Here is a 20,356-nt window from a genome sequence, read left to right as displayed (position 1 = left end):
TCCGGAGCTAGGAGCATCAACCACGTTTATCGGCTAACACGCCGTAACACTCCATTTTCGATAACAGGCAGAAAAGATGTTCCTTAAGACGATCAAAGGCAAAGTTCTGTTGGTTTCTGTATTGATCATGCTGGGTCTGATCATTCAGGGTGTATTTATCGTGGCCAAAACCCACCGGCTCTCAGACAGTCTGATTAATGACTCTGCGGTCCAGAATCAGATCGTCGATACAGCCTATCAACTGCAGATCGCTGTCATTCAGGTGCAGCAGTGGTTGACGGATATCAGTGCCACCCGGGGTATGGACGGGCTGGATGATGGCTTCCAGCAGGCTGAAGAGAATGCAGTACTGGTCCGAAGCTTACTGACCAAGCTGATAACGCTGAACCCGGCTAAAAAAGAACTGTATCAACAGATCCTGCCAAAATTTGAAGCGTTCTACAGTGCTGGTAAAAGCATGGCGCAGGCCTATGTGGACTTCGGCCCGGAGGTCGGTAACCAGTCCATGTCATCATTCGATGCAGCAGCAACGGCAATTACGGACAGTATTACAGAGCTGATGAGCATTACCCTGTCGGAAACTGCAGCGACTTTGGCTTCCCAGCAGGGCCAGATTCAGTTAATCGATACCTGGACACTGATTTTCAGTTTTATTTTTATTGTTGGCCTGATTCTGTATGTGCTGTTTCAACGTGCCATTATCTTTTCACCGCTGGCGCAACTTGAGCATGTGACGACTGATCTGGCGAAGGGTGAAGGGGATTTGACCCGCCGTCTGAATATCGCCCGTGCAGATGAGATTGGTCACATTGCGGCATCAGTAAATACCCTGCTGGAAAAATTGCAGGTGACCATGAACACGGTTGATCTCAGTGCAGAACAGATCAATGATGCGACACAGCATCTGGCGGCTATGTCCTCTCAGACCAATTATGAAATTCAGGAACAGCTGAAAAATACCGAGATGGTTGCTGCCGCGATGAACGAATTGCTGGCCAGTTCGCAGGAAGTGAGTGGCAATGTTCGGTCGACACGAGAGACATCGCAAGCCGCCACGACGCGGGCGGAAGAGGGCGCCAAGGTGCTGAACCATGGTTTGCACAGCATTTCGCAATTGGCTGAAGATGTTCATAAAGCTACCGATGTTGTGAACTCGCTCAGTGATGACAGTCGTAAAATTGGTTCGGTTATCGAGGTGATAGCGGATATTGCGGATCAAACCAACCTGCTGGCACTGAATGCGGCGATTGAGGCAGCACGTGCCGGTGAACAGGGACGGGGTTTTGCCGTGGTAGCAGATGAAGTGCGCACACTTGCCAGCAGAACCCAGGTTTCTGCTGAGGAGATCAGCTCCATGATCAAAGGCCTGCAGTCACGTGTTAACACCATCACGGATGTGATGAATGCCAGCTATGAAAAAGCGAACCGCAGTGTCGAAGAAGGTGAACTGACCCGACAGGCATTGATGGAGATTGTTGCGGGTATTGAAAGCATGAGTAACAAGATGGATTTGATCTCTCACGCCGCCGATGAACAGGCGCATGTCTCTTCCAGCCTTGACGCAAATGTCGTGGGTATTGCTGATGCAGCCCGTAAGAACAGTGATAACTCCAGTCAGATTGTGGCGGCGAGTGAACAAATTAAGCAGATGTCATCTCGCCTTCATCAGCAAATCAAACAGTTCAAATTCAACTAACTTATTGTTTTAATACAAAAAAGCGCCTTTATGGGCGCTTTTTTTTGGGGATTTTTTATATCAGTTGGCCAAAATTAAAACTTACGTTTTAATTCTTTTGGGCGATAAACTTTGTGCGTTTGCGTATAAGTACGTAGGCTGAAAAATGCAGCTTTATGTAAGGTGGCCAAATGTCACCGATGCTATATGAAAATCGTGTGGATATGACCCTGAATTCATCAGGTTAAGTTTTGTCCTTATGTAAAACGTCAGCTGCCAAGGGATTGCTTAAGTCTGGCAAAGTCGTTTTGCAGGAGGTGATCCCATGGGGGTTGCTTACGCTTTAAAGCATTTTCCTGTGCAGGAGTCTGCCCAGGAATCCTTGCTGATGTCAGAACTGTTAGGGTCTTTAAGTCATGCACTGGACATGACTGAAGGTCAGCCTAAAGGTCATTGTATCCGGGTCTGCTGGATCGGTTTCAAAATCGGCGAATCCCTCGGCCTCCCATCTCAATCGCTCTGGGAGCTTTACTACACTCTGCTTCTTAAAGACCTGGGTTGCAGCAGTAATGCTGCTCGCATAAGTCAGCTCTATGCCACTGATGACCTGAGTTTCAAGCGGGATTATAAACTGGTGGATGATCAACTCCACCAGGTAATGCATTTTGTGGTGAAGCATACCGGGGCTGGTGAGGACCTAGTCTCCCGTTGTAGTAAAGTGTTGAACGTTTTTTCGCACGGGGAACAGTGGGCGCAGGATCTGATGTTAACCCGCTGTGAACGTGGCGCTGAAATTGCGCGACAACTCCGTTTGCCTGAGAACGTTGCGCAGGGTATTCGCGGGCTGGATGAACACTGGAATGGTCGGGGCAAACCCTATGGGCTTGCAGGCGAGGCGATCCCTCTCTATTCCCGAATCGCCCTGTTGGCTCAGGTGGCGGATGTGTTTTTCATAGGGTTCGGCCAGGAGAGGGCAGAACAAGAGATCAATAAACGCGCTGGAAAATGGTTTGACCCACAATTGGTTTCGCATTTTAACAAGGTTGCCAGGCAGGCTGATTTCTGGCGTTATCTGGCCAGCCCCGCACTGCCCCGATATGTCATTGCGATGGAGCCAGCAAAGCACAGAGTACCGCTCACTGAAAGTTATATTGACGATATTGCTCTGGCATTTGGTCAGGTTGTCGATGCCAAAAGCCCATACACCTCCGGGCATTGTGAGCGTGTCAGCTTTTATGCCGAGCAGCTAGCAAATACACTGGGACTGAGTCATGCATCAGCTCAGTTGGTCCGTAGGGGAGCGTTGTTACACGATGTGGGTAAACTGGGTGTCAGTAATGCGATTCTCGATAAACCCGGTAAATTAACAGATGACGAGTACGAGGCGATTAAACTGCATGCCCGGTATACCGGAGAAATTTTATCGCGGATAGGCCCGATGCAGGAGTTGGCACAGGTCTGTCAGGCGCATCATGAACGGCTGGATGGCTTTGGTTATCCGCATGGTTTGTGTGATGCAGAGATCTCTCTGGAAACCCGGATTATCACCACGGCTGATATTTTTGATGCCATTACGGCAGAACGACCTTACCGAGGTGCTATACCGGTGCCGCAGGCGCTGGAGATGATGCGAGAGCATCTGGGTACGCAAATTGACCAGACCTGTTTTGCAGCATTAGAAGATCTGGTTGAGCGGGGCTTGATGACCTGAATCAGGTTCCCCAGCGTCTGACCCGACCCACATCAAGGTGGACAAAGTTACTTTTGCTGTATAGGCCTACACCGCCACCTTGCAAGGCGAGAGCCGCTGCATGCAGGTCTTTCAGGTCGACTCCGGGAACCCGGATATCAATTGCCATACCCTGCATATGCAGGCTTTTTTTCGCTACACCGCTGCTTTTCTGACTCAGCATTTTATTGGTTTCAGGTGAACGGTAAGCAGAGATGACATGGAAGGGTTTGTTGGTATCCAGCACCCGACGCAGGTCAAACAGCAGTTCCAGTAACTCAATATTCATGGTGCACTGCTTGTTGTTGCGGTGATCCCGCAGCAACTGATTGATCTCCGCGAGACTCTCAGCTTGATATCCCTGAGTACTGCAGAATGTGGTGCTGAGCGACTCCCCTGTATGTAAATTGAGGAGTGCCAGTTTTTTTTCTGACTGAGGTGCCGCAACCGCCATCGCCGTATGTGGAATCAACAGACCGGATGCGCCGACGGCCATGTAACCAAGAAGCTTTCTACGTGATACAAGAGTTTCAGACATAAGGTGTACAACAAATATAAAACAACGGCCGCATTATGCCGAATGTATTTACAGATGTACACTAAATGATCAATTTGATGAAATTTGTGCAGATTGATTATCAATTTGTAAGGCGGATAAATCAGTTTTGTCCCGTCGGTAGATATCCTCTCTGAATTGCAGTTGTTGTTCATTATCGATCCAGGCGGTCCAGTACGTAATGTGCAATGGGATGGGTCTTGCGAGATTAATCCTCTGCGTGTCAGTCGATTCGAATAAGCTGTTTACCTGTTCGGGTGCCCACTGATTGGAGAGAGACATCAGCAGGTCCGCCAGTAATCGGGGTTGTTCAACACGTATGCAGCCTGAGCTGAACGCACGGTCGGGTTTGTTAAATAATGCTTTTGCCGATGTGTCGTGGAGATAAACCGCATACCGGTTAGGGGTCAGGAATTTAACCTGTCCGAGCGTATTGCCGTCACTGGGGGGTTCCCATAAGCGGGGCGCCTGAGGTGATGTATACAGGCTATTCCAGTCAACCTGATCCAGCGGTATCTCCTGAATGCCATTGCCCCAGCCGGTTATTACTTTCAGGTTATGCTGTGCCATATACTCAGGGTTTGCCTGCTGTTTTGGCAGAATGTCCTTGAAGGCGATGCTTTTTGGCACATACCAGGACGGGTTTACCACCATGGTATCGATCTCGCTACTGAAGACCGGTGTCTTACGTGACTTACGGCCCACGATTGTTTTCATCTCCAGAGCAACCTGGTCCTGGTTTAGCACGCGCAGGCGGTATTCAGGGATATTGACCTGAACGTAGAGTGGGGTTGTGATGCGGCTGAACTGTTCCTGCCGCAACAGATTGACTTCCAGTTGCTGAAGTCTTTCGGTCGGGGATACGTTCAACGCCATACGTGTTTTACGCCCCAGAATGCCATCTGGCTCGAGTCCATGCCGGGCCTGGAAACGTTTTAACGCGGTTTCCAGTTCGCTATCAAACTGATCTGAGTCTGGTGTTGCCTCCACTGACTTTAAATCACCCAGTAACCGTAACCGATCTCTAACCAGTGGCACGATGGCTGCAGTTTCGCCTGCGTGTAGAGAGCGGCCATTTGGCAATTTTTCCCAGGGCAGATTGACCCACTGTTCATATTGATGAATGGCATCCAGCAGGGACGTTTTACGCGTTGTTTCAAAGGAGATTGGCTGTGCAGGTACCTCGTCAGTGGTCAACGTAGATGGAAGGGTATGGCTGTCCAGATTTGCAAGATCGACTGCCTGTGCGTGGGGTATGAGCAAAGCAGTGACTGCAATCAGATAACCTAATGTGCTCCTTTTCAGCATGATGTGCCTCCGCGTGGCGCTGCGCCAGCAGGCTCTCGTGTGACTGCGAAGTATCAGAAAGGATTTGCAGTGTTCGGGCGGAATTCTGCCTGCGGGTAACACTTAGTACAGTTGCTGTACAGGGTTTAAGCAAGCCGGTTTGCTTGAATTTAGTTCAACATTGAGTCTTAGAAGGGGCTGCTTATGTGCAGATCTGATTGAATAGCGCAGGTCTGATGGTGGTTATTCATGCCGCTCTGCAGATTTTTCAGCCTTTTTTTTGGCCAGCAACTCTGCCTGTTCCGCGTCATATGCGGTTTCGTAATAAAAACCGCGCACTGCGAGTTTTTGTTCCACCCAGCGATTGTAGCGGGCCCAGATAAAAAAGCCGGGTGTCATCACCAGCATAATACCCAGCATCAGTCCTGCACCCGCATGCTGTTCGGGCATCAGCGCTGTCGCCCAGTCAAGAACCCCAATTTCACGGCCAACATAAAACCACAGGATCAGGCCCAGAAAACCGCCACCGACGGCGATATGATGCAGGAGTTTACGCTGCTTCTGAGCAGGGGTGTGTTCGGGTGAGGACATGTTACTGCTCTGTGGCTGAGTTCTGTTCTAATTGAGCCTGCTGACGTTCGCGAGCCTGGCTTTCGAGTATCTGTCTGGCCAGCAGGGTGCGGCAGTTTTCCGGCATTCTGATAAATTCTGCGGCGATGGTATACCCCTCAGGATCTGTGGGTGTGCAGCGCAGGCATTTAGCATAGAGCAGCAAACCCAGGCAGGATTCAGGGAAGACCAGTTTGACACACAGGTAACTGTCATCCGGATAGGGCGTAAGGGTATTAAACTGCAGGCCCCCTTCGGACAGGCTGACTTCCTGAATGGCAGAGGGGCTGATCTCCATTTCACTGGAGGCGACAGCCTGGGCCAGTTTTTCCATCTTGTTGTGCATAATGGTCAGAAAACTGCCCAGCTGAGCATCTTTTTCAGCAATGCGGCGCAACAAAAGCTGGCTTTCAGTGTCCATCTCCTGCAACTCGCTCAGCAGCAGGAAGTTTGGGGAAACATCAAACTGTCGGGGTATCGGAGGAACAGCGGTATCGGCCTCTTCGACCTGCTTCAGTTCCAATGCGATTTTCTGGTTAATACGGAAATACTGACGACGTTCCTGTCCCGACATGACAAATACTCGTAACTGATTTGAAACTGCCAAAGAGTATAGGGAGATTTGATATGAAAAGCATCTGCTGTGGCGTAGGATCTGTTTGATTCGTATTGAGTTTCCAAGCACACTCAAGCGCTTAGCTTTATTTTTACAGGTCAGAGTAACTGTGATTTAATCGCCGCCATGTTTAAACCCTTGTCGCTCTATATAGGATTGCGTTACACCGCTGCCAAGCGGAGCAATCATTTCATCTCCTTTATATCACTGGCTTCGATGCTGGGATTGATGCTGGGTGTGGCTGCGCTGATTGTGGTGCTGTCGGTCATGAACGGTTTTGACCGTGAATTGAAACAACGCATCCTCGGCATGGTGCCCCACGCGACCATCACGGGTTATCAGCAGCCGCTGACCAACTGGCCGGACCTGGTCACTCAGGTCGAGCAACAGCCGGATGTACTGGGCGCTGCGCCCTTTATTTCGAATCAGGGTATGCTCACCGCCAAAGGGGTGGTGCGTGGTGCGCTGATTAACGGGATTGATCCCGAACTTGAAAGCAAAATTTCGATATTGCCTGCGCACATTAAACTGGGGTCATTGGATGCCCTTAACGAAACCCGTTTTGGCATCGTGCTGGGTGATCTGCTGGCGCGTTATCTGGGCGTCAGACCCGGAGATAAGGTAACACTGGTCCTGCCGGAAGCCTCTGTGAGTCTGGCCGGGGTTGTGCCGCGTCTGAAGCGTTTTACCGTGGTCGGAGTGTTTGAGGTAGGGGCAGAACTGGATGCCAGTCTTGCCTATATCCACCTGCGTGATGCCGCCGCCTTAAAACGTATGGAAGAGGGTGAAGTCGAAGGCATTCGTCTGCAGTTTGAAGATCTGTTCCAGGCGGCTAAACGGGTCAAGGAGATTGCGATCGGCTTGGACGGGAAGTTCCGGATCAGTGACTGGACGCGGACCCATGGCAACCTGTTTCATGCCATTCAGCTGGAAAAGCGGATGATCGGTCTGTTGTTGTTCCTGATCGTTCTGGTGGCTGCCTTTAATATTGTGTCAACGCTGGTAATGGTGGTGACCGATAAGAAATCCGATGTAGCCATTCTGCGCACAATGGGGGCTACGGCCGGACAGATCATGCGCATTTTCATGGTGCAGGGCACGGTGATTGGTGTGATGGGCACCTTGTTGGGTGTGCTGCTGGGCGTCACGCTGGGGCTGACCATCTCTGATCTTATTGCCTGGGTTGAACATACCCTGGGCATCCAGTTTCTGAACGCCGATGTCTACTTTATCAGCTACCTGCCGTCTGAACTGCAATGGCGAGATGTAACTGTTATTGCGCTGGCGTCACTACTGATCAGCTTCCTGGCCACACTTTACCCTTCATGGCGGGCAGCCAAAACTGAACCGGCAGAGGCGCTGCGCTATGAGTAATATCGTTCTGCAGGCCAAAGGTCTGAACAAAACCTTTCGCGATGGTGAACGCAGCATTACGGTGATTGATCAACTGGATTTCAGCCTGCAGGCAGGGGAGCAGGTGGCCATCATTGGCAGCTCCGGCTCCGGTAAAAGCACACTGCTGAATATGCTGGGTGGTTTAGATACTCCGTCATCCGGTCAGGTGATGATCAATCAGCAGGATCTGTATGCCTGTTCTGAAAAGCAGCGGGCGGCGCTACGCAATCAGGCGCTGGGTTTTGTCTATCAGTTCCATCATCTATTGCCGGAGTTTAGCGCACTTGAGAATGTCGCTATGCCGCTTTTGTTGCGAAAACAGCCCATCGAGCAGGTCAGGGCAAAAGCAACAGAACTGCTGACTGAAGTAGGTCTGGCTCACCGCCTGACTCACAAGCCCGCACAACTCAGTGGGGGAGAAAGACAACGCGTCGCCATTGCCAGAGCACTGGTGGGAGAACCTGCTTGTGTTCTGATGGATGAACCCACCGGTAACCTTGACCGCCACACCGCCGAAGATGTTCAGCTGGTCATCGACCGGCTCAATCAGGATAAAGGTATCGCTTTTATACTGGTTACCCACGACACAGCTTTGGCTGCCCGAACCTCGAGAATACTGGAGCTGAAGGAAGGTCAGCTGGTCGTATCCGCTTAAGCGAATCCACTCAGTCCGGATTGTTGGGCGTTTTGCGTTCTTTTCTGCTGGGGCGCTGGCGCCAGCTTTTACCGACATGCCATGCCCAGAAAAGCTGAATGATAAAGTAGCTGGCGATACCGAGCACGGCGCCTGTCAACACCGAACCCAGCAGTAGTGGCCACCAGATATGCGCCAGACTCTCTGTGATCCATTGCAGTGACAGGTGAAACTCCTCTTCCTGTGCGTTTGCGCCCAGCAAAAAGGTGCCTATCTTATAAGTGAAGTAAAAGATGGGTGGAATCGTCAATGGATTGGTGATCCAGACCAGCCCGACGGAAAACGGCAGGTTACTGCGAAAGATAATCGCAATAACGGCGGCAAGCAGCATCTGCAGTGGAATCGGCAGAAAGGCACAGAACACGCCAATCAGAAAAGCCTTGGAAACTGAACGGCGGGTAAGATGCCATAGGTTTGGGTCATGCAGGTGATCGCCCAACCAGCTCAGATGTTTGTGGCGCTTGAACTGCTCACCATCTGGCATGTATTTCTTAAAAAATTTACGTGGCATCAGCTGTTTTGGTCATCGGCAGGGGCAAGCCTTGGCGGCTCGGCCATATTATGCACTTACAATTCAGGTTAGCCAACTTATGCGATCATGGATGATCTGTTATGTGGCCGGAATTATCTGCGCACTCACTCTGACACAGTTTATACCGCTGTCAGGTTGCATTTTCATTGCCCTTTTGGTCGTGGTTCTTGGGATCAAGCTCAGGGCGTTTTATTTTTCTGCCGGATTAGTCGGGTTGTTATGGGGTGCCTTCTGGATCAATGGGCAACTGCAGGCACAGTTGCCCGAATCACTCAATCGAACAGACTGGCTATTGACCGGGGTGATCAGTGGTCTGCTCGAGCAGACCGGATCAGGACTGCGATTTAACCTCCGCGTTGAATCCGCTACACAGCTCTCGGGGAGCGCCAGCTTTACGCCCCAAACAGTGCGTCTGAGCTGGTATGAACCTGAACGGTCTCTCAGTGCGGGGATGCGAGTGAGTCTGCGTGCACGCCTGAAACGCCCGCATGGCCAGTACAATCCTCAGGGTTTTGATTATGAAAAATGGCTGATTGAGCGGGGTATCGGTGCGACGGGTTATGTGTTGTCTCTGGAGTCGGTCGCAACCACCCGTCTAAACAGTTTTACCGGGCTGAGGCATGAGGTGAATCAGCAGCTGGCTGCACGTTATCCGGCAGAGTGGGTGGGATTGTTACAGGCGTTGACTACGGGTACACGCAGCGCGCTGTCAGACGATCAATGGCTAATGCTGCAACACAGTGGCACCCTGCACCTAGCCGTGATCAGTGGGATGCACATCGGTTTACTGGCGTTGGTGGGCTGGTGGTTGGGCAGAGTGATAGGCCTGATGCCTCAGCTGCAGGGACAACGCTGGCCTCCCTATTGTATGGCCATTGTGACAGCCGCTTTTTATCTTTATTTGTCTGGTTTTGGCATTCCGGCGCAGCGTGCTTTTTTGATGCTGGCAGTATTGTTAGGCGCCGGGTGGCGTTTACAGCAGGTGGAGCATTGGACGCGGTGGTGGCTGGCACTGGCGGTGGTGCTCACCCTGTCACCCATTGCCATCTACAATGCTGGCTTCTGGCTTTCGTTTATAGTGGTGGCGGTGCTGATCATCCTGTATCAGTCCAGCCGATCGGGTTGCCAACTCTGGCAGATTCAGTTGCTGTTATTGCCTGCACTAATGCCATTGACCGTGATGTTTTTTTCCGGAGTGTCGTGGGTTTCGCCGCTGGCTAACTTATTGGCGATACCCTGGATCTCCATTCTGGTGCCAGTGCTGTTGCTGGATCAGTTGCTGTATCTACTGGGTATTGAATTGCTCCAGCCTGTGGTTGAGTTGATGGCTCAGGCATTCTGGTTTGCGCTGGAGTGGCTAGAGCAGTGGCCCGTCATCTACCAATCAGTTCCTTCGCCTGACCTTTCAGTTCTTCTGCTGGCCATGCTGGGTGCAGTGTTGCTGATTTTACCCGCAGGCATGCGTTTCAAGTGGCTGGCCCTTGTCATGTTACTGCCTCTACTGTTTTCCAAACCCACGGTGAAACCGCAGGGAGCGTTTGATGTCTGGGTATTTGATGTAGGGCAGGGGCTTGCGGTCTGGATTAATACTGCCAACAATAATCTGCTGTATGACCTGGGCCCCGGATTTCGCAGCGGCAGCAGTGCTTTTGAATGGTCAGTTCTGCCCGCCATCAGGGCAAGGGGCATTCAGTCGATTGATACGCTGGTGCTCAGTCATAACGACACTGATCACACCGGTGGTTATGCAGCCCTGAAAAATAGCCTTGAAGTACAACAGTCTTATGCCTCCTATCCGCTGGTAGAAAAGGAATCGCAACACTGCAGGGCTGGCATGCAGTGGCAACAGGACGGCGTGTTTTTCAGGTTTCTCTCTGGCAGTACCGGAGTGAAAGATAATCAACGCTCATGTGTGTTGTATGTGACCAATGGCGCCTGTTCTCTGCTGTTGACGGGCGACATCGATCAAACAACGGAATTGGGCTTGCCGGTGTTTGAAAAACCGCTGACATGGCTGCTCTCTTCACATCATGGCAGTCGCTACTCAAATGGGCCGGATGTGATAAGACGCTGGCGGCCTGAAACTGTCATCCATAGTGCGGGTTTTGGTAATCCCTATAATCACCCACACCCGGATGTGGTTCGACGGTACGCTGAGATCGGCTCAATTCAGTGGTCAACAGCTGTGGATGGTGCCATTCATCTGACGGCTAAAGATGGAAAATGTCTGTCCCAATCGTTTAATAATCAACAACCTCGGTTCTGGCGATAGGTTTCGCCATCCAGCCTGTGTTAGAGTACAGCAGCACTGGTTAAGGAGAATAAAACGTGTTTGAACTCATTCAGTCTGGCGGTTGGCTGATGGTGCCAATCATCGCCTGTTCGGTTATCGCATTTGCTATCTGTCTTGAACGTATATGGACGTTGCGTACCAGTCGGGTTACCCCTCCGGGGTTGCTGGCAGAAGTATGGACCATGGTGAAAAAACACCAGGTCACACCTGATCGTTTACGTGAGTTGAAACAGAGCAGCCCCCTGGGACAGATTATTGCGGCAGGCCTGAATAATGCGGCCCACGGTCGTGAAATCATGAAAGAAAGTATCCAGGAATCGGCCTCTCAGGTGATCCATGAACTGGAACGTTTTCTGAATGCGCTGGGCACCATTGCTGCCATCACCCCGCTGCTGGGTCTGCTGGGTACCGTTATCGGTATGATCAAGGTGTTCACTGAGATCATGATTCAGGGAACCGGTAATGCGAATGTACTGGCGGGCGGTATCTCCGAGGCGCTGATTACCACCGCGGCCGGTTTGTCGGTGGCGATTCCTGCGCTGATGTTTCACCGTTTTTTCCAGCGCCGTGTGGATACACTGGTTGTTACCATGGAGCAGGAAACTATCAAGCTGATTGAAGTGATGCACGGTGAACGGGACGTGGATCTGCAGTAGGAGGAAAGGCTGTGAAGTTTCCACGACAGAAACCGGAAGAGGTCAGTGTTAACCTGACGCCTTTGATCGATGTGGTATTCCTGCTGCTGATCTTCTTTATGATCTCGACCACATTTACCAAAGAAACCCATCTTGAAATCGATCTGCCTGAAGCGACAGGTGAGAAGTCGGTTGATCAGGATCTGGTACTTGAGATTCTGATTGCTGCCGATGGCCAGTACAGCGTTAACGGTGCGGTATTGGTTAACACTCAGGCAGATACCCTGAGCCGGGCACTGCGTGAACTGGCCGGTGACAACCGCGAACTGCCGCTGATTATCACGGCCGATGCGCAAACGCCGCATCAGGCGGTGGTGACTGCCATGGACGTGGCTGGCAAACTTGGCTTCAGTAAGCTCAGTATCACGACACAGGAACCCTCGGCTGAATGAACTGGCTGCTCCGGCGCTGGTACTCGGATCAGCCCGCGCCGTGCTGGCTCCTGCCACTGGAGCGCTTCTTTAAGCGTGCTGCCGCTCGGCGCAGGTCCAAATTAGTGGCATCCCAGTGGCAGTCACCAGTCCCTGTCATCGTTGTTGGCAATATTAGTGTCGGTGGCACAGGCAAAACCCCACTGGTGCTGTTTCTGTGTGAACAGCTTATTCAAGCGGGATATAAACCCGGTATCATCAGCCGTGGCTATAAAAGCGCGGTTACCTCATTTCCTTTTCATGTAACACCTGACACCGCGGTAAATCTTGCCGGTGATGAACCGGCACTGCTGGCGCAACGCAGTGGCTGCCCTGTGGTGATTGCACCGGATCGGGTCGCGGCGGCTGAATATCTGCTGGAACATACGGACTGTGACCTGATTATCAGTGATGATGGTCTGCAGCACTATGCGCTGGGGCGTGATCTGGAAATCGCGGTTTTGGATGGTGCCCGAGGCCTGGGTAATGGCCATTGTTTACCCGCCGGTCCGTTACGAGAACCGGCCAGTCGCCTGTCTCAGGTTGATTTTGTTGTCGTCAATGGAGAGTCCCAGCGTCTTGATGCTGAGCTACTGCAGCGGGCGTTTACGATGATCCTGCAGCCGCAGCGGTTGTGCAGTCTACAGGGTGATCTGCAGACGTCTTTGGATGCTTTCAGCGGCCAGGCGGTGCATGCTTTGGCCGGCATCGGTAATCCCGAGCGTTTTTTTCAGTTGGTCAGGGAACAACTCGGGGCGCATCCCCACTGCCATCCATTTTCTGATCATCATCATTTCAAGCCTGAGGAGCTGGTGTTTGAGCCTCGGGCACCATTACTGATGACGGAAAAAGATGCGGTAAAATTGCGTCAATTTGATCTGAATGACAGCTGGTATGTGGAAGTCTCAGCCCGGCTGCCTGATAATTTTACACGTCAGTTGTTAGAACAACTGGCGTCACTGAAGAGCAAAGGTAAAACACATCATGGATAAAAAACTGCTCGATATTCTGGTTTGTCCGGTGACCAAAGCGCCTCTGGAATATCATGCTGAAACCAATGAATTGATCTGCCGCGCCAGCGGACTGGCGTATCCTGTACGTGACGATATTCCGGTGCTGTTGGAATCCGAGGCACGGGAGCTGACCGCTGAAGAGCGTGAAGCCAAATAAGCTGACAGGGGTAGAATCATGGGTTTTAGCGTAATCATTCCGGCACGTTATGCATCCAGTCGCTTTCCGGGTAAACCATTAGCCTTGCTGCAGGGGAAACCCATGTTGCAGCATGTCTATGAGCGGGCCTGCCAAAGCGAAGCGCAGCGGATCATGATTGCTACCGACGATGATCGTATAGCCGAGGCCGCCGCCGGTTTTGGTGCTGAGGTCGTGATGACCTCTGCGGGTCATCCCTCAGGTACTGATCGTCTGCAGGAAGTGGTCAGTAAACAGGGTTTTTATGCCGACGACATTGTAGTGAATGTGCAGGGTGATGAACCGCTGATTCCGCCCCGTATTATCAATCAGGTCGCGCATAACCTGCAGGCTGAACAAAGCGCCAGCATTGCGACACTGAGTGAGCCGATTCTGGATGTAGAGTCTCTGCTTAATCCCAACGTGGTGAAGGTGGTGTCTGATGCTAATGGGATTGCACTGTATTTCAGCCGGGCACCGATGCCCTGGCCACGTGATGCCTTTGCGACGGCAGAGGGTCGCCAGCAGTTACCACAGGGGTATAGCTGGCAGCGACACATCGGCATCTATGCCTATCGGGTCAAGCTGCTCAATGACTTTGTGAAATGGCCTCCGGCTCCGCTGGAGCAGACCGAATGCCTCGAGCAGTTGCGGGCCATGTGGCACGGTGCGCGTATTCACGTTGCTGAAGCAGACGAACAGCCACCAACGGGTGTCGATACGCCAGAGGATCTGGCACGTTTGCAGCAGCTTCTCGAACAGGCCACGGGTTGAGAATGACGCGGATTCTGTTTGTCTGTCTTGGCAATATCTGCCGCTCACCGACTGCGCATGGTGTATTTGAAGAACTGATCCGGCAGCAGGGGATGACGGAGTTTGTAGAGGTTGATTCTGCCGGAACGGCGGCTTATCACATCGGTAATCCGCCAGACAGTCGTTCGGCCCGGGTAGCCAAGCAGCGCGGTTTTCCGCTTGATCATTTGAGAGCGCGGCAGGTCAGTCCCGATGACTATCAGCAGTTTGATTACATTCTCACGATGGATAAACAGAATCTTGCAGAGCTTAAGCGAGGATGCCCGGCGGGTTTTCAGGGGCACCTGGGATTGTTTCTCGATTTTTGTCAGGCCCCCGAATCTGAGGTGCCGGACCCCTATTATGGCGGCGCTGATGGTTTTGAAAAGGTGCTTAATCTGGTGATTGATGCATCCAGAGGGTTGATACATCACCTGCAACAGGAGTTGCCACGTTCATGACTCAGTGGATTAACCATGCGGATTTAAGCAATGCCAATAGCCTGGGTCTAAAGGTTACCGCTGAGCGTCTTATTGAAGTGAACCAGCTCACTGAATTGGTTGAAGCGCTGAATGAGGTTGAAGCCAAACAGTGGCCACTCCTGATTCTCGGTGGGGGCAGCAACCTGGTGTTGCAGCCATCTTTGCCGGGGGCTGTGATCCGGATCGCTGCTGCAGGTGTGCATTTGTTGGCTGACGATAACGAAAACGCCATTGTGGAAGTCGGTGCCGGAGAAAACTGGCATCAGTTTGTCTGTCATCTGCTGACGCTGGGTTTGCATGGACTGGAGAACCTGGCGCTGATTCCCGGTACCGTAGGGGCTGCGCCGGTGCAGAATATCGGTGCATATGGGGTAGAAGTCTCGGATTGCCTGCACAGTGTTATCGCCTATGACAGGCAGGAAAAAACGGTGGTGCAGTTGATGGCAGAGGAGTGTCAGCTGAGTTATCGGAACAGCCTGTTTAAGTCAATCGAGCCGGGACGCTATGTCATTTGGCGAGTGCGTTTCAGGCTGAGTACATGTTTTGCGCCAAAACTGCATTATGGAGCATTACAGGAGTATCTGGACGCGCAGGGGCAGTCGTCACCTACACCGGTTCAGCTGGTTGCTGCGGTTTGTGCTGTCCGACGTTCCAAGTTGCCAGACCCGGATCAGTTGGGTAATGCCGGGAGTTTTTTTGAAAATCCCCGTGTATCGGCCGAACAATATATTGCTTTGAAGCAGGCGTTTACTGATCTGGTGGCCTATCCTGAGCCCGACGGAAAATACAAACTGGCGGCGGGTTGGTTGATCGATCAGGCGGGTTGGAAAGGTCAGCGTAAAGGAAATGTGGGTGTGTACGATAAACAGGCCCTGGTGCTGGTCAATTATGCTGAAGGATCATTTGAGGCGCTGCTGGAACTGGCAGAGGAGATCAGGGCATCGGTTTACAGTCGATTTGGTGTGTCGCTGGAGATGGAGCCGAGAATTTATCCTCCCCTTTGAATAGATAATAAAAAAGCCGGCGATGCCGGCTTTTTTTTGTCCTCCGAATCAGCTGGAGCTGCTTTCATCCGAGGTTGTTTCTGTTTCCCCAACCTGACGTTTGACACGAGGGTCATTCGGGGCTCGGCTGCGACGTTTACGTACGCGGGGTGCCTCGGCCTCAGACTGTGGAGCCTCTTCAGCAGTTTCCTGAACTGTTTCAGTCGGAGTCACTTCGGCGGTGGTTTCAGCTTCGGTAACATTGGTTTCAGGTACAGCTTCAACGGTTTCCTGTGTCACGATTGCTTCAGGTGCTTCAACCTCTGCAGTGGCCGTTACTTCCTGGCTGTCAGCTTCATTGGCCTGAGGGGCTTCGACCTCTTCAGACGTCAACGGCAGCGACTGCTGTGGTTCAGGTGTTTCAGCAGGTACGTTCTCTTCAGCAACGCTTTCAGGGCTTGAAACAGCTTCAGGCTCTGCAGTGTTGTCGGCAGCAACCGGTTCATCACCTGTTTGCGTTTCACTGGACTGCGTCAGTTCAGTCTGTTCTGAAGTGTCGGTTTCTGGCGTTGTCGCTTCAGCTTCAACGGCTTTCACCGATTCAGCAGCATCAGTATTCAGGTCCACAGCTTCCGCCGGGGTCTGTTCCTGCTCTGCAGCTACTGTATCCGTATCAGCAACCTGCTCGGTTGAAGGCATCTCAGCAACAGGTTTTTGAGTCTGCTGGCTTTCGGTAGTAGTGCTCTCAGTAGTCTCAGATACAGGTGTTTCGCTGTTTGATTCAGACTGAGTGGATTCAACTTCAATTACCGGAGCCGGACCGGAACGCTCTGCCTGACGTTCGCCTCCGCGACGGCGACGACCGCGACGACGTGGATTGCGTTCATCAGTTTCACTTTCAGCTGCTTTATTTTCGCTGCTGTTTTTGTCCTGCGTTTCAGTCACCGGGGTGTTTTCGTTTTCACCCTGGCGCTCTCCGCGACGACGACGGCGACGGCGTTTGGTTTTTTCTTCCTGTTCACCCAGCGGTGGCAGGTTGGTTTCCGGTTCCAGGGTGATGATTTCATCATTCTGGCGATCAGACTTGTTACGACGGTCATTATCGCGACGGCGGTTACGACGATTGCTGTTGCCCTGGTTGTTAGAGGACGAACGCTCACTGCGTGCACGTTTTGGCTGTGGTTTATCCTCTTTCTCTTCAGCCGGTTTAACCGGTGCAGGTGAACCAAACAGGCCTTTGAAGACCTTCAGTACCTTGTGGCCCAGAGAGCTTTTCGGATCGGGCTTGCTGGTTTCTGGAGCAGTCGCAGCCGGCGCTACAGATACAGTGCTTGCAGGAGCGGGTGCAGTCGGAGCGACGCTGCGCACGGCCGCCTGCTCACGGCCAGTGCTGGCCGGTGTGGTAGCAACCTGAACCAGATCGGTTTCTTCAGCCTCAGGCTGCAGGGTGTAGCTGGCGTCGTTGGTGGTAGATACTGTGTGGTCATCACGCAGGCGAACGACTTCATAATGCGGTGTTTCCATGTTCGGGTTCGGTACGATGACAACCCGGACTTTCTGGCGCAGCTCAATATCATGAACAGCCTTACGCTTTTCATTCAACAGATAGGTCGCCACAGTGACCGGCAGAATTGCGCGAATCTGTGAGGTGCGCTCTTTACCGGACTCTTCTTCAATCAGACGCAGAATAGAAAGCGCCAGAGATTCAGTGTCACGAATCGTACCCTGGCCATTACAGCGTGGGCAGACCACACCGCGGGTTTCAGCCAGTGAAGGACGCAGACGCTGACGTGACATCTCCAGCAGGCCAAAGCGGGAGATACGGCCCATCTGTACCCGGGCACGGTCCATCTTCAAAACGTCCTGCAGACGTTTTTCCACTTCGCGCTGGTTTTTAATCGGTGTCATATCGATAAAGTCGATAACGATCAGGCCACCAATATCACGCAGGCGTAGCTGGCGAGCGATCTCTTCCGCAGCTTCCAGGTTGGTCTGCAGAGCGGTTTCTTCAATATCGCCACCGCGGGTTGCGCGGGCGGAGTTGATATCGATCGATACCAGTGCTTCAGTTGGATCAATTACGATGGAACCGCCAGAGGGCAGGGTCACTTCGCGCTGGAATGCTGTTTCGATCTGAGTCTCAATCTGGAAGCGGTTGAATAACGGCGTCTTTTCAGAGTAGAGCTTGATTTTGTGCTCGTAGGTTGGCATCACCTGCTTAACGAAGGTTTTAGCCTCTTCGAATACCTGAGCATCATCAATCAGGACTTCACCGATATCGGCACGCAGGTAATCGCGCACGGCACGAATTACCACGTTGCTTTCCTGATAGATCAGGAACGGAGCGGAACGCTCATTAGAGGCCTGAGTAATCGCTTCCCACAGGGTATTGAGGTAATCCAGATCCCATTGCAGCTCTTCAGAGGAACGGCCTACACCCGCAGTACGGATGATAATGCCCATCTGGTTAGGGATATTTACACCCGCCAGAGCATCTTTTAACTGAGTGCGTTCGTCACCTTCAATGCGACGGGAGATACCGCCGGCACGCGGGTTGTTTGGCATCAGAACCAGATAACGGCCGGCCAGACTGATAAAGGTGGTCAGTGCAGCGCCTTTGTTGCCACGCTCTTCTTTATCAACCTGCACAATCACTTCAGTGCCTTCTTTCAGCACCTCTTTGATGTTGGGGCGGCTGCCACGGCTCGGTTTTTGTGAGAAGTATTCGCGCGCAATCTCTTTCAGCGGCAGAAAACCATGACGTTCAGAGCCATAGTCAACGAATGCAGCTTCAAGGCTGGGTTCAATACGGGTGATTTTGCCTTTGTATATATTGGCTTTTTTCTGTTCTCTGGAATCGGATTCGATATCCAGATCATACAGGCGCTGGCCATCAACCAGTGCTACACGCAACTCTTCTGGCTGGGTTGCGTTAATCAGCATTCTTTTCATAGCGTTCTCTTGTGAACGCTTTTCACTCATCGAACGAGCAACATTGCCCGTGTTCGGTTTCTGGACCGATCCAGGGCTAGCGGCAGACGACAGAACCGGAGTGGATCTCGGGCATATTTGGCTGGAGACCATTCAACGGTGCTAGATGCTGCTAGCGGATTTAGAGGGACCCCCTGCAACTGGCAGGCTGGATGTCCTGATGGAGGAATCCCGAACCAAAGTTTTTCTTCTAACTGGTTGTGGCTGCCACTTATCAGGGGCAGGTTCCTGGTTCGGGTGCATCTCCACCGCCAACCGACACGTGTCCGGCTGGGTGAAAAGCTGTGTTAATTCAGGTTTCTTTGCTGTCTGGCCTGCTATCTGTATCCTGTGCGGCAGACATGCCTTGAAGCGGGATTCGAAAAAAGTAAAGCCATCGCATCACGGCAGCGGTAGAATATAGCAGCAAACCCCATATGCATCAATTCGTTAACCCTATTTAGTCGGGATTTATGTCGGTCACTTCAAAACCTGTATCTGAGCAGGTGCGTTTTCTAGAAATTGAGCCAGAGCAGGCCGGTCAGCGCATCGATAATTTTTTGATTACCGCGCTTAAAGGTGTGCCAAAAAGCCTGGTATATCGTATTTTGCGCAAGGGTGAGGTGCGGGTTAACAAAAAACGCGTCAAACCTGAATATCGCCTGCAAGCCGATGATTTAGTGCGTGTGCCGCCGCTTCGGGTAGCTGAGCGGGCTGAAGCTCCAAAAGTCAGTGAGCAACTGACAACGTTGCTGGAGCAGGCAATTCTGTTTGAAAATCGTGACTATATTGCAGTGAACAAACCATCGGGTTTGGCAGTCCATGGTGGCAGTGGTGTCAGCCTGGGTCTGATCGAGTGTTTCCGTCAGATGCGCCCTCAGCTTAAGTTTCTGGAATTGGTGCATCGTCTGGATCGTGATACCTCTGGCTGTATTCTGTTGGCCAAAAAACGCAGTGCGCTGAAATTTATGCATGAAGCGCTGCAGCGCAAACAGGTGACTAAAATTTATCATGCGCTGGTTGATGGCCGCTGGCCGCAGCGCCGCGACAAGGTAGATGCACCGCTGCGAAAAAACGAACTTAAATCCGGTGAGCGGGTCGTTAAGGTCGCGCCTGATGGTAAACCTTCTTTAACTGAGTTCAGGGTACTGCAGCGTTTTGGCGCGATTGCCACCCTGATTGAGGCAAGACCCATTACCGGTCGTACCCATCAGATCAGGGTACATTGTCAATTTGCCGGATACCCGATTATTGGTGACCCCAAGTATGGTATAGACGGGGTAAACAACGAGATGAAAAGTCTGGGTTTTAACCGGTTGTTTTTGCATGCAGCTGAACTGCGGTTTCCTCTGCCGGAAGGGGGGCGGGAAATTATTAAGGCGCCATTGGAGTCAGGGCTGACAGATGCACTGGCGCGTTTGGAAAGTAGTGAGTAAGGGATTAAGTAAGC

At 52.0% G+C, this 20,356-nt stretch carries 19 protein-coding genes; 13 read left to right on the top strand and 6 right to left on the bottom strand.

Features of this window, described 5'->3' with window-relative positions; translation table 11 throughout:
* Positions 1–76: 76 nt before the first annotated feature.
* Entirely contained in the window at positions 77–1,696 is a 1,620-nt protein-coding gene (locus P2G53_RS01965) for a methyl-accepting chemotaxis protein (protein ID WP_275812967.1), read from the top strand.
* A 367-nt stretch (positions 1,697–2,063) separates the two neighbouring features.
* Positions 2,064–3,386, top strand: coding sequence for an HD-GYP domain-containing protein (locus P2G53_RS01960; protein ID WP_275812965.1), 1,323 nt, complete (start codon positions 2,064–2,066; stop codon positions 3,384–3,386).
* A 1-nt stretch (position 3,387) separates the two neighbouring features.
* Here P2G53_RS01960 and P2G53_RS01955 read toward each other — a convergent pair whose 3' ends face one another.
* The 4 genes from P2G53_RS01955 to P2G53_RS01940 all read right to left on the bottom strand — a co-directional run bounded on the left by P2G53_RS01955 (position 3,388) and on the right by P2G53_RS01940 (position 6,430).
* Complete coding sequence (locus P2G53_RS01955; protein WP_275812963.1) at positions 3,388–3,900, bottom strand: DUF882 domain-containing protein; 513 nt, start codon at positions 3,898–3,900, stop codon at positions 3,388–3,390.
* Positions 3,901–4,011: 111 nt separating this feature from the next.
* Positions 4,012–5,268: a L,D-transpeptidase family protein gene (locus tag P2G53_RS01950; protein ID WP_275812960.1), complete on the bottom strand. Its 1,257-nt coding sequence runs from the start codon at positions 5,266–5,268 to the stop codon at positions 4,012–4,014.
* Positions 5,269–5,490: 222 nt separating this feature from the next.
* On the bottom strand, positions 5,491–5,838 hold the full coding sequence (locus tag P2G53_RS01945; protein ID WP_275812957.1) for a hypothetical protein: 348 nt from the start codon (positions 5,836–5,838) through the stop codon (positions 5,491–5,493).
* 1 nt (position 5,839) lies between these two features.
* Complete coding sequence (locus P2G53_RS01940; RefSeq protein ID WP_275812955.1) at positions 5,840–6,430, bottom strand: hypothetical protein; 591 nt, start codon at positions 6,428–6,430, stop codon at positions 5,840–5,842.
* A 168-nt stretch (positions 6,431–6,598) separates the two neighbouring features.
* Between P2G53_RS01940 and P2G53_RS01935 the strand changes: the two genes are divergently transcribed.
* On the top strand, positions 6,599–7,846 hold the full coding sequence (locus P2G53_RS01935) for a lipoprotein-releasing ABC transporter permease subunit (RefSeq protein WP_275812952.1): 1,248 nt from the start codon (positions 6,599–6,601) through the stop codon (positions 7,844–7,846).
* Positions 7,839–8,522: a lipoprotein-releasing ABC transporter ATP-binding protein LolD gene (gene lolD, locus P2G53_RS01930; RefSeq protein ID WP_275812949.1), complete on the top strand. Its 684-nt coding sequence runs from the start codon at positions 7,839–7,841 to the stop codon at positions 8,520–8,522. Before P2G53_RS01935 ends, lolD begins: the two co-directional genes overlap by 8 nt.
* A 10-nt stretch (positions 8,523–8,532) precedes the next feature.
* Here lolD and P2G53_RS01925 read toward each other — a convergent pair whose 3' ends face one another.
* Positions 8,533–9,072 carry a DUF2062 domain-containing protein gene (locus P2G53_RS01925; protein WP_275812947.1) on the bottom strand — a complete coding sequence of 180 codons (540 nt, stop codon included), beginning with the start codon at positions 9,070–9,072 and terminating at the stop codon, positions 8,533–8,535.
* Positions 9,073–9,151: 79 nt separating this feature from the next.
* Between P2G53_RS01925 and P2G53_RS01920 the strand changes: the two genes are divergently transcribed.
* The 8 genes from P2G53_RS01920 to murB are packed head-to-tail and all read left to right on the top strand — an operon-like array spanning position 9,152 to position 15,957.
* Positions 9,152–11,365, top strand: coding sequence for a DNA internalization-related competence protein ComEC/Rec2 (locus tag P2G53_RS01920; RefSeq protein WP_275812945.1), 2,214 nt, complete (start codon positions 9,152–9,154; stop codon positions 11,363–11,365).
* Positions 11,366–11,421: 56 nt separating this feature from the next.
* Positions 11,422–12,042 carry a MotA/TolQ/ExbB proton channel family protein gene (locus P2G53_RS01915; RefSeq protein ID WP_275812942.1) on the top strand — a complete coding sequence of 207 codons (621 nt, stop codon included), beginning with the start codon at positions 11,422–11,424 and terminating at the stop codon, positions 12,040–12,042.
* Between the two features lie 11 nt (positions 12,043–12,053).
* Positions 12,054–12,473, top strand: a complete 420-nt coding sequence (locus P2G53_RS01910) for a biopolymer transporter ExbD (RefSeq protein ID WP_275812939.1) — start codon at positions 12,054–12,056, stop codon at positions 12,471–12,473.
* Positions 12,470–13,483, top strand: a complete 1,014-nt coding sequence (lpxK, locus tag P2G53_RS01905; RefSeq protein ID WP_275812936.1) for a tetraacyldisaccharide 4'-kinase — start codon at positions 12,470–12,472, stop codon at positions 13,481–13,483. The genes P2G53_RS01910 and lpxK overlap by 4 nt, the downstream gene beginning before the upstream one ends.
* Positions 13,476–13,661, top strand: coding sequence for a Trm112 family protein (locus P2G53_RS01900; RefSeq protein ID WP_275812932.1), 186 nt, complete (start codon positions 13,476–13,478; stop codon positions 13,659–13,661). Before lpxK ends, P2G53_RS01900 begins: the two co-directional genes overlap by 8 nt.
* 18 nt (positions 13,662–13,679) lie before the next feature.
* Positions 13,680–14,453: a 3-deoxy-manno-octulosonate cytidylyltransferase gene (gene kdsB, locus P2G53_RS01895; protein WP_275812929.1), complete on the top strand. Its 774-nt coding sequence runs from the start codon at positions 13,680–13,682 to the stop codon at positions 14,451–14,453.
* 2 nt (positions 14,454–14,455) lie between these two features.
* Positions 14,456–14,932, top strand: a complete 477-nt coding sequence (locus P2G53_RS01890; RefSeq protein WP_275812927.1) for a low molecular weight protein-tyrosine-phosphatase — start codon at positions 14,456–14,458, stop codon at positions 14,930–14,932.
* Positions 14,929–15,957 (top strand): UDP-N-acetylmuramate dehydrogenase, encoded by a 1,029-nt coding sequence (murB, locus tag P2G53_RS01885; protein WP_275812924.1) that lies wholly within the window; start codon positions 14,929–14,931, stop codon positions 15,955–15,957. Before P2G53_RS01890 ends, murB begins: the two co-directional genes overlap by 4 nt.
* Positions 15,958–16,005: 48 nt before the next feature.
* Here murB and rne read toward each other — a convergent pair whose 3' ends face one another.
* Complete coding sequence (gene rne, locus P2G53_RS01880; protein ID WP_275812921.1) at positions 16,006–18,888, bottom strand: ribonuclease E; 2,883 nt, start codon at positions 18,886–18,888, stop codon at positions 16,006–16,008.
* 491 nt (positions 18,889–19,379) lie between these two features.
* Between rne and rluC the strand changes: the two genes are divergently transcribed.
* On the top strand, positions 19,380–20,342 hold the full coding sequence (gene rluC / locus P2G53_RS01875; protein ID WP_275812918.1) for a 23S rRNA pseudouridine(955/2504/2580) synthase RluC: 963 nt from the start codon (positions 19,380–19,382) through the stop codon (positions 20,340–20,342).
* Positions 20,343–20,356: the final 14 nt, after the last annotated feature.

This window comes from Neptuniibacter sp. CAU 1671, assembly GCF_029222905.1.
GTDB lineage: Bacteria > Pseudomonadota > Gammaproteobacteria > Pseudomonadales > Balneatricaceae > Neptuniibacter.
Note: the sequence above shows the minus strand (reverse complement) of the source record. Positions and strands in the feature narration are given on the sequence as shown.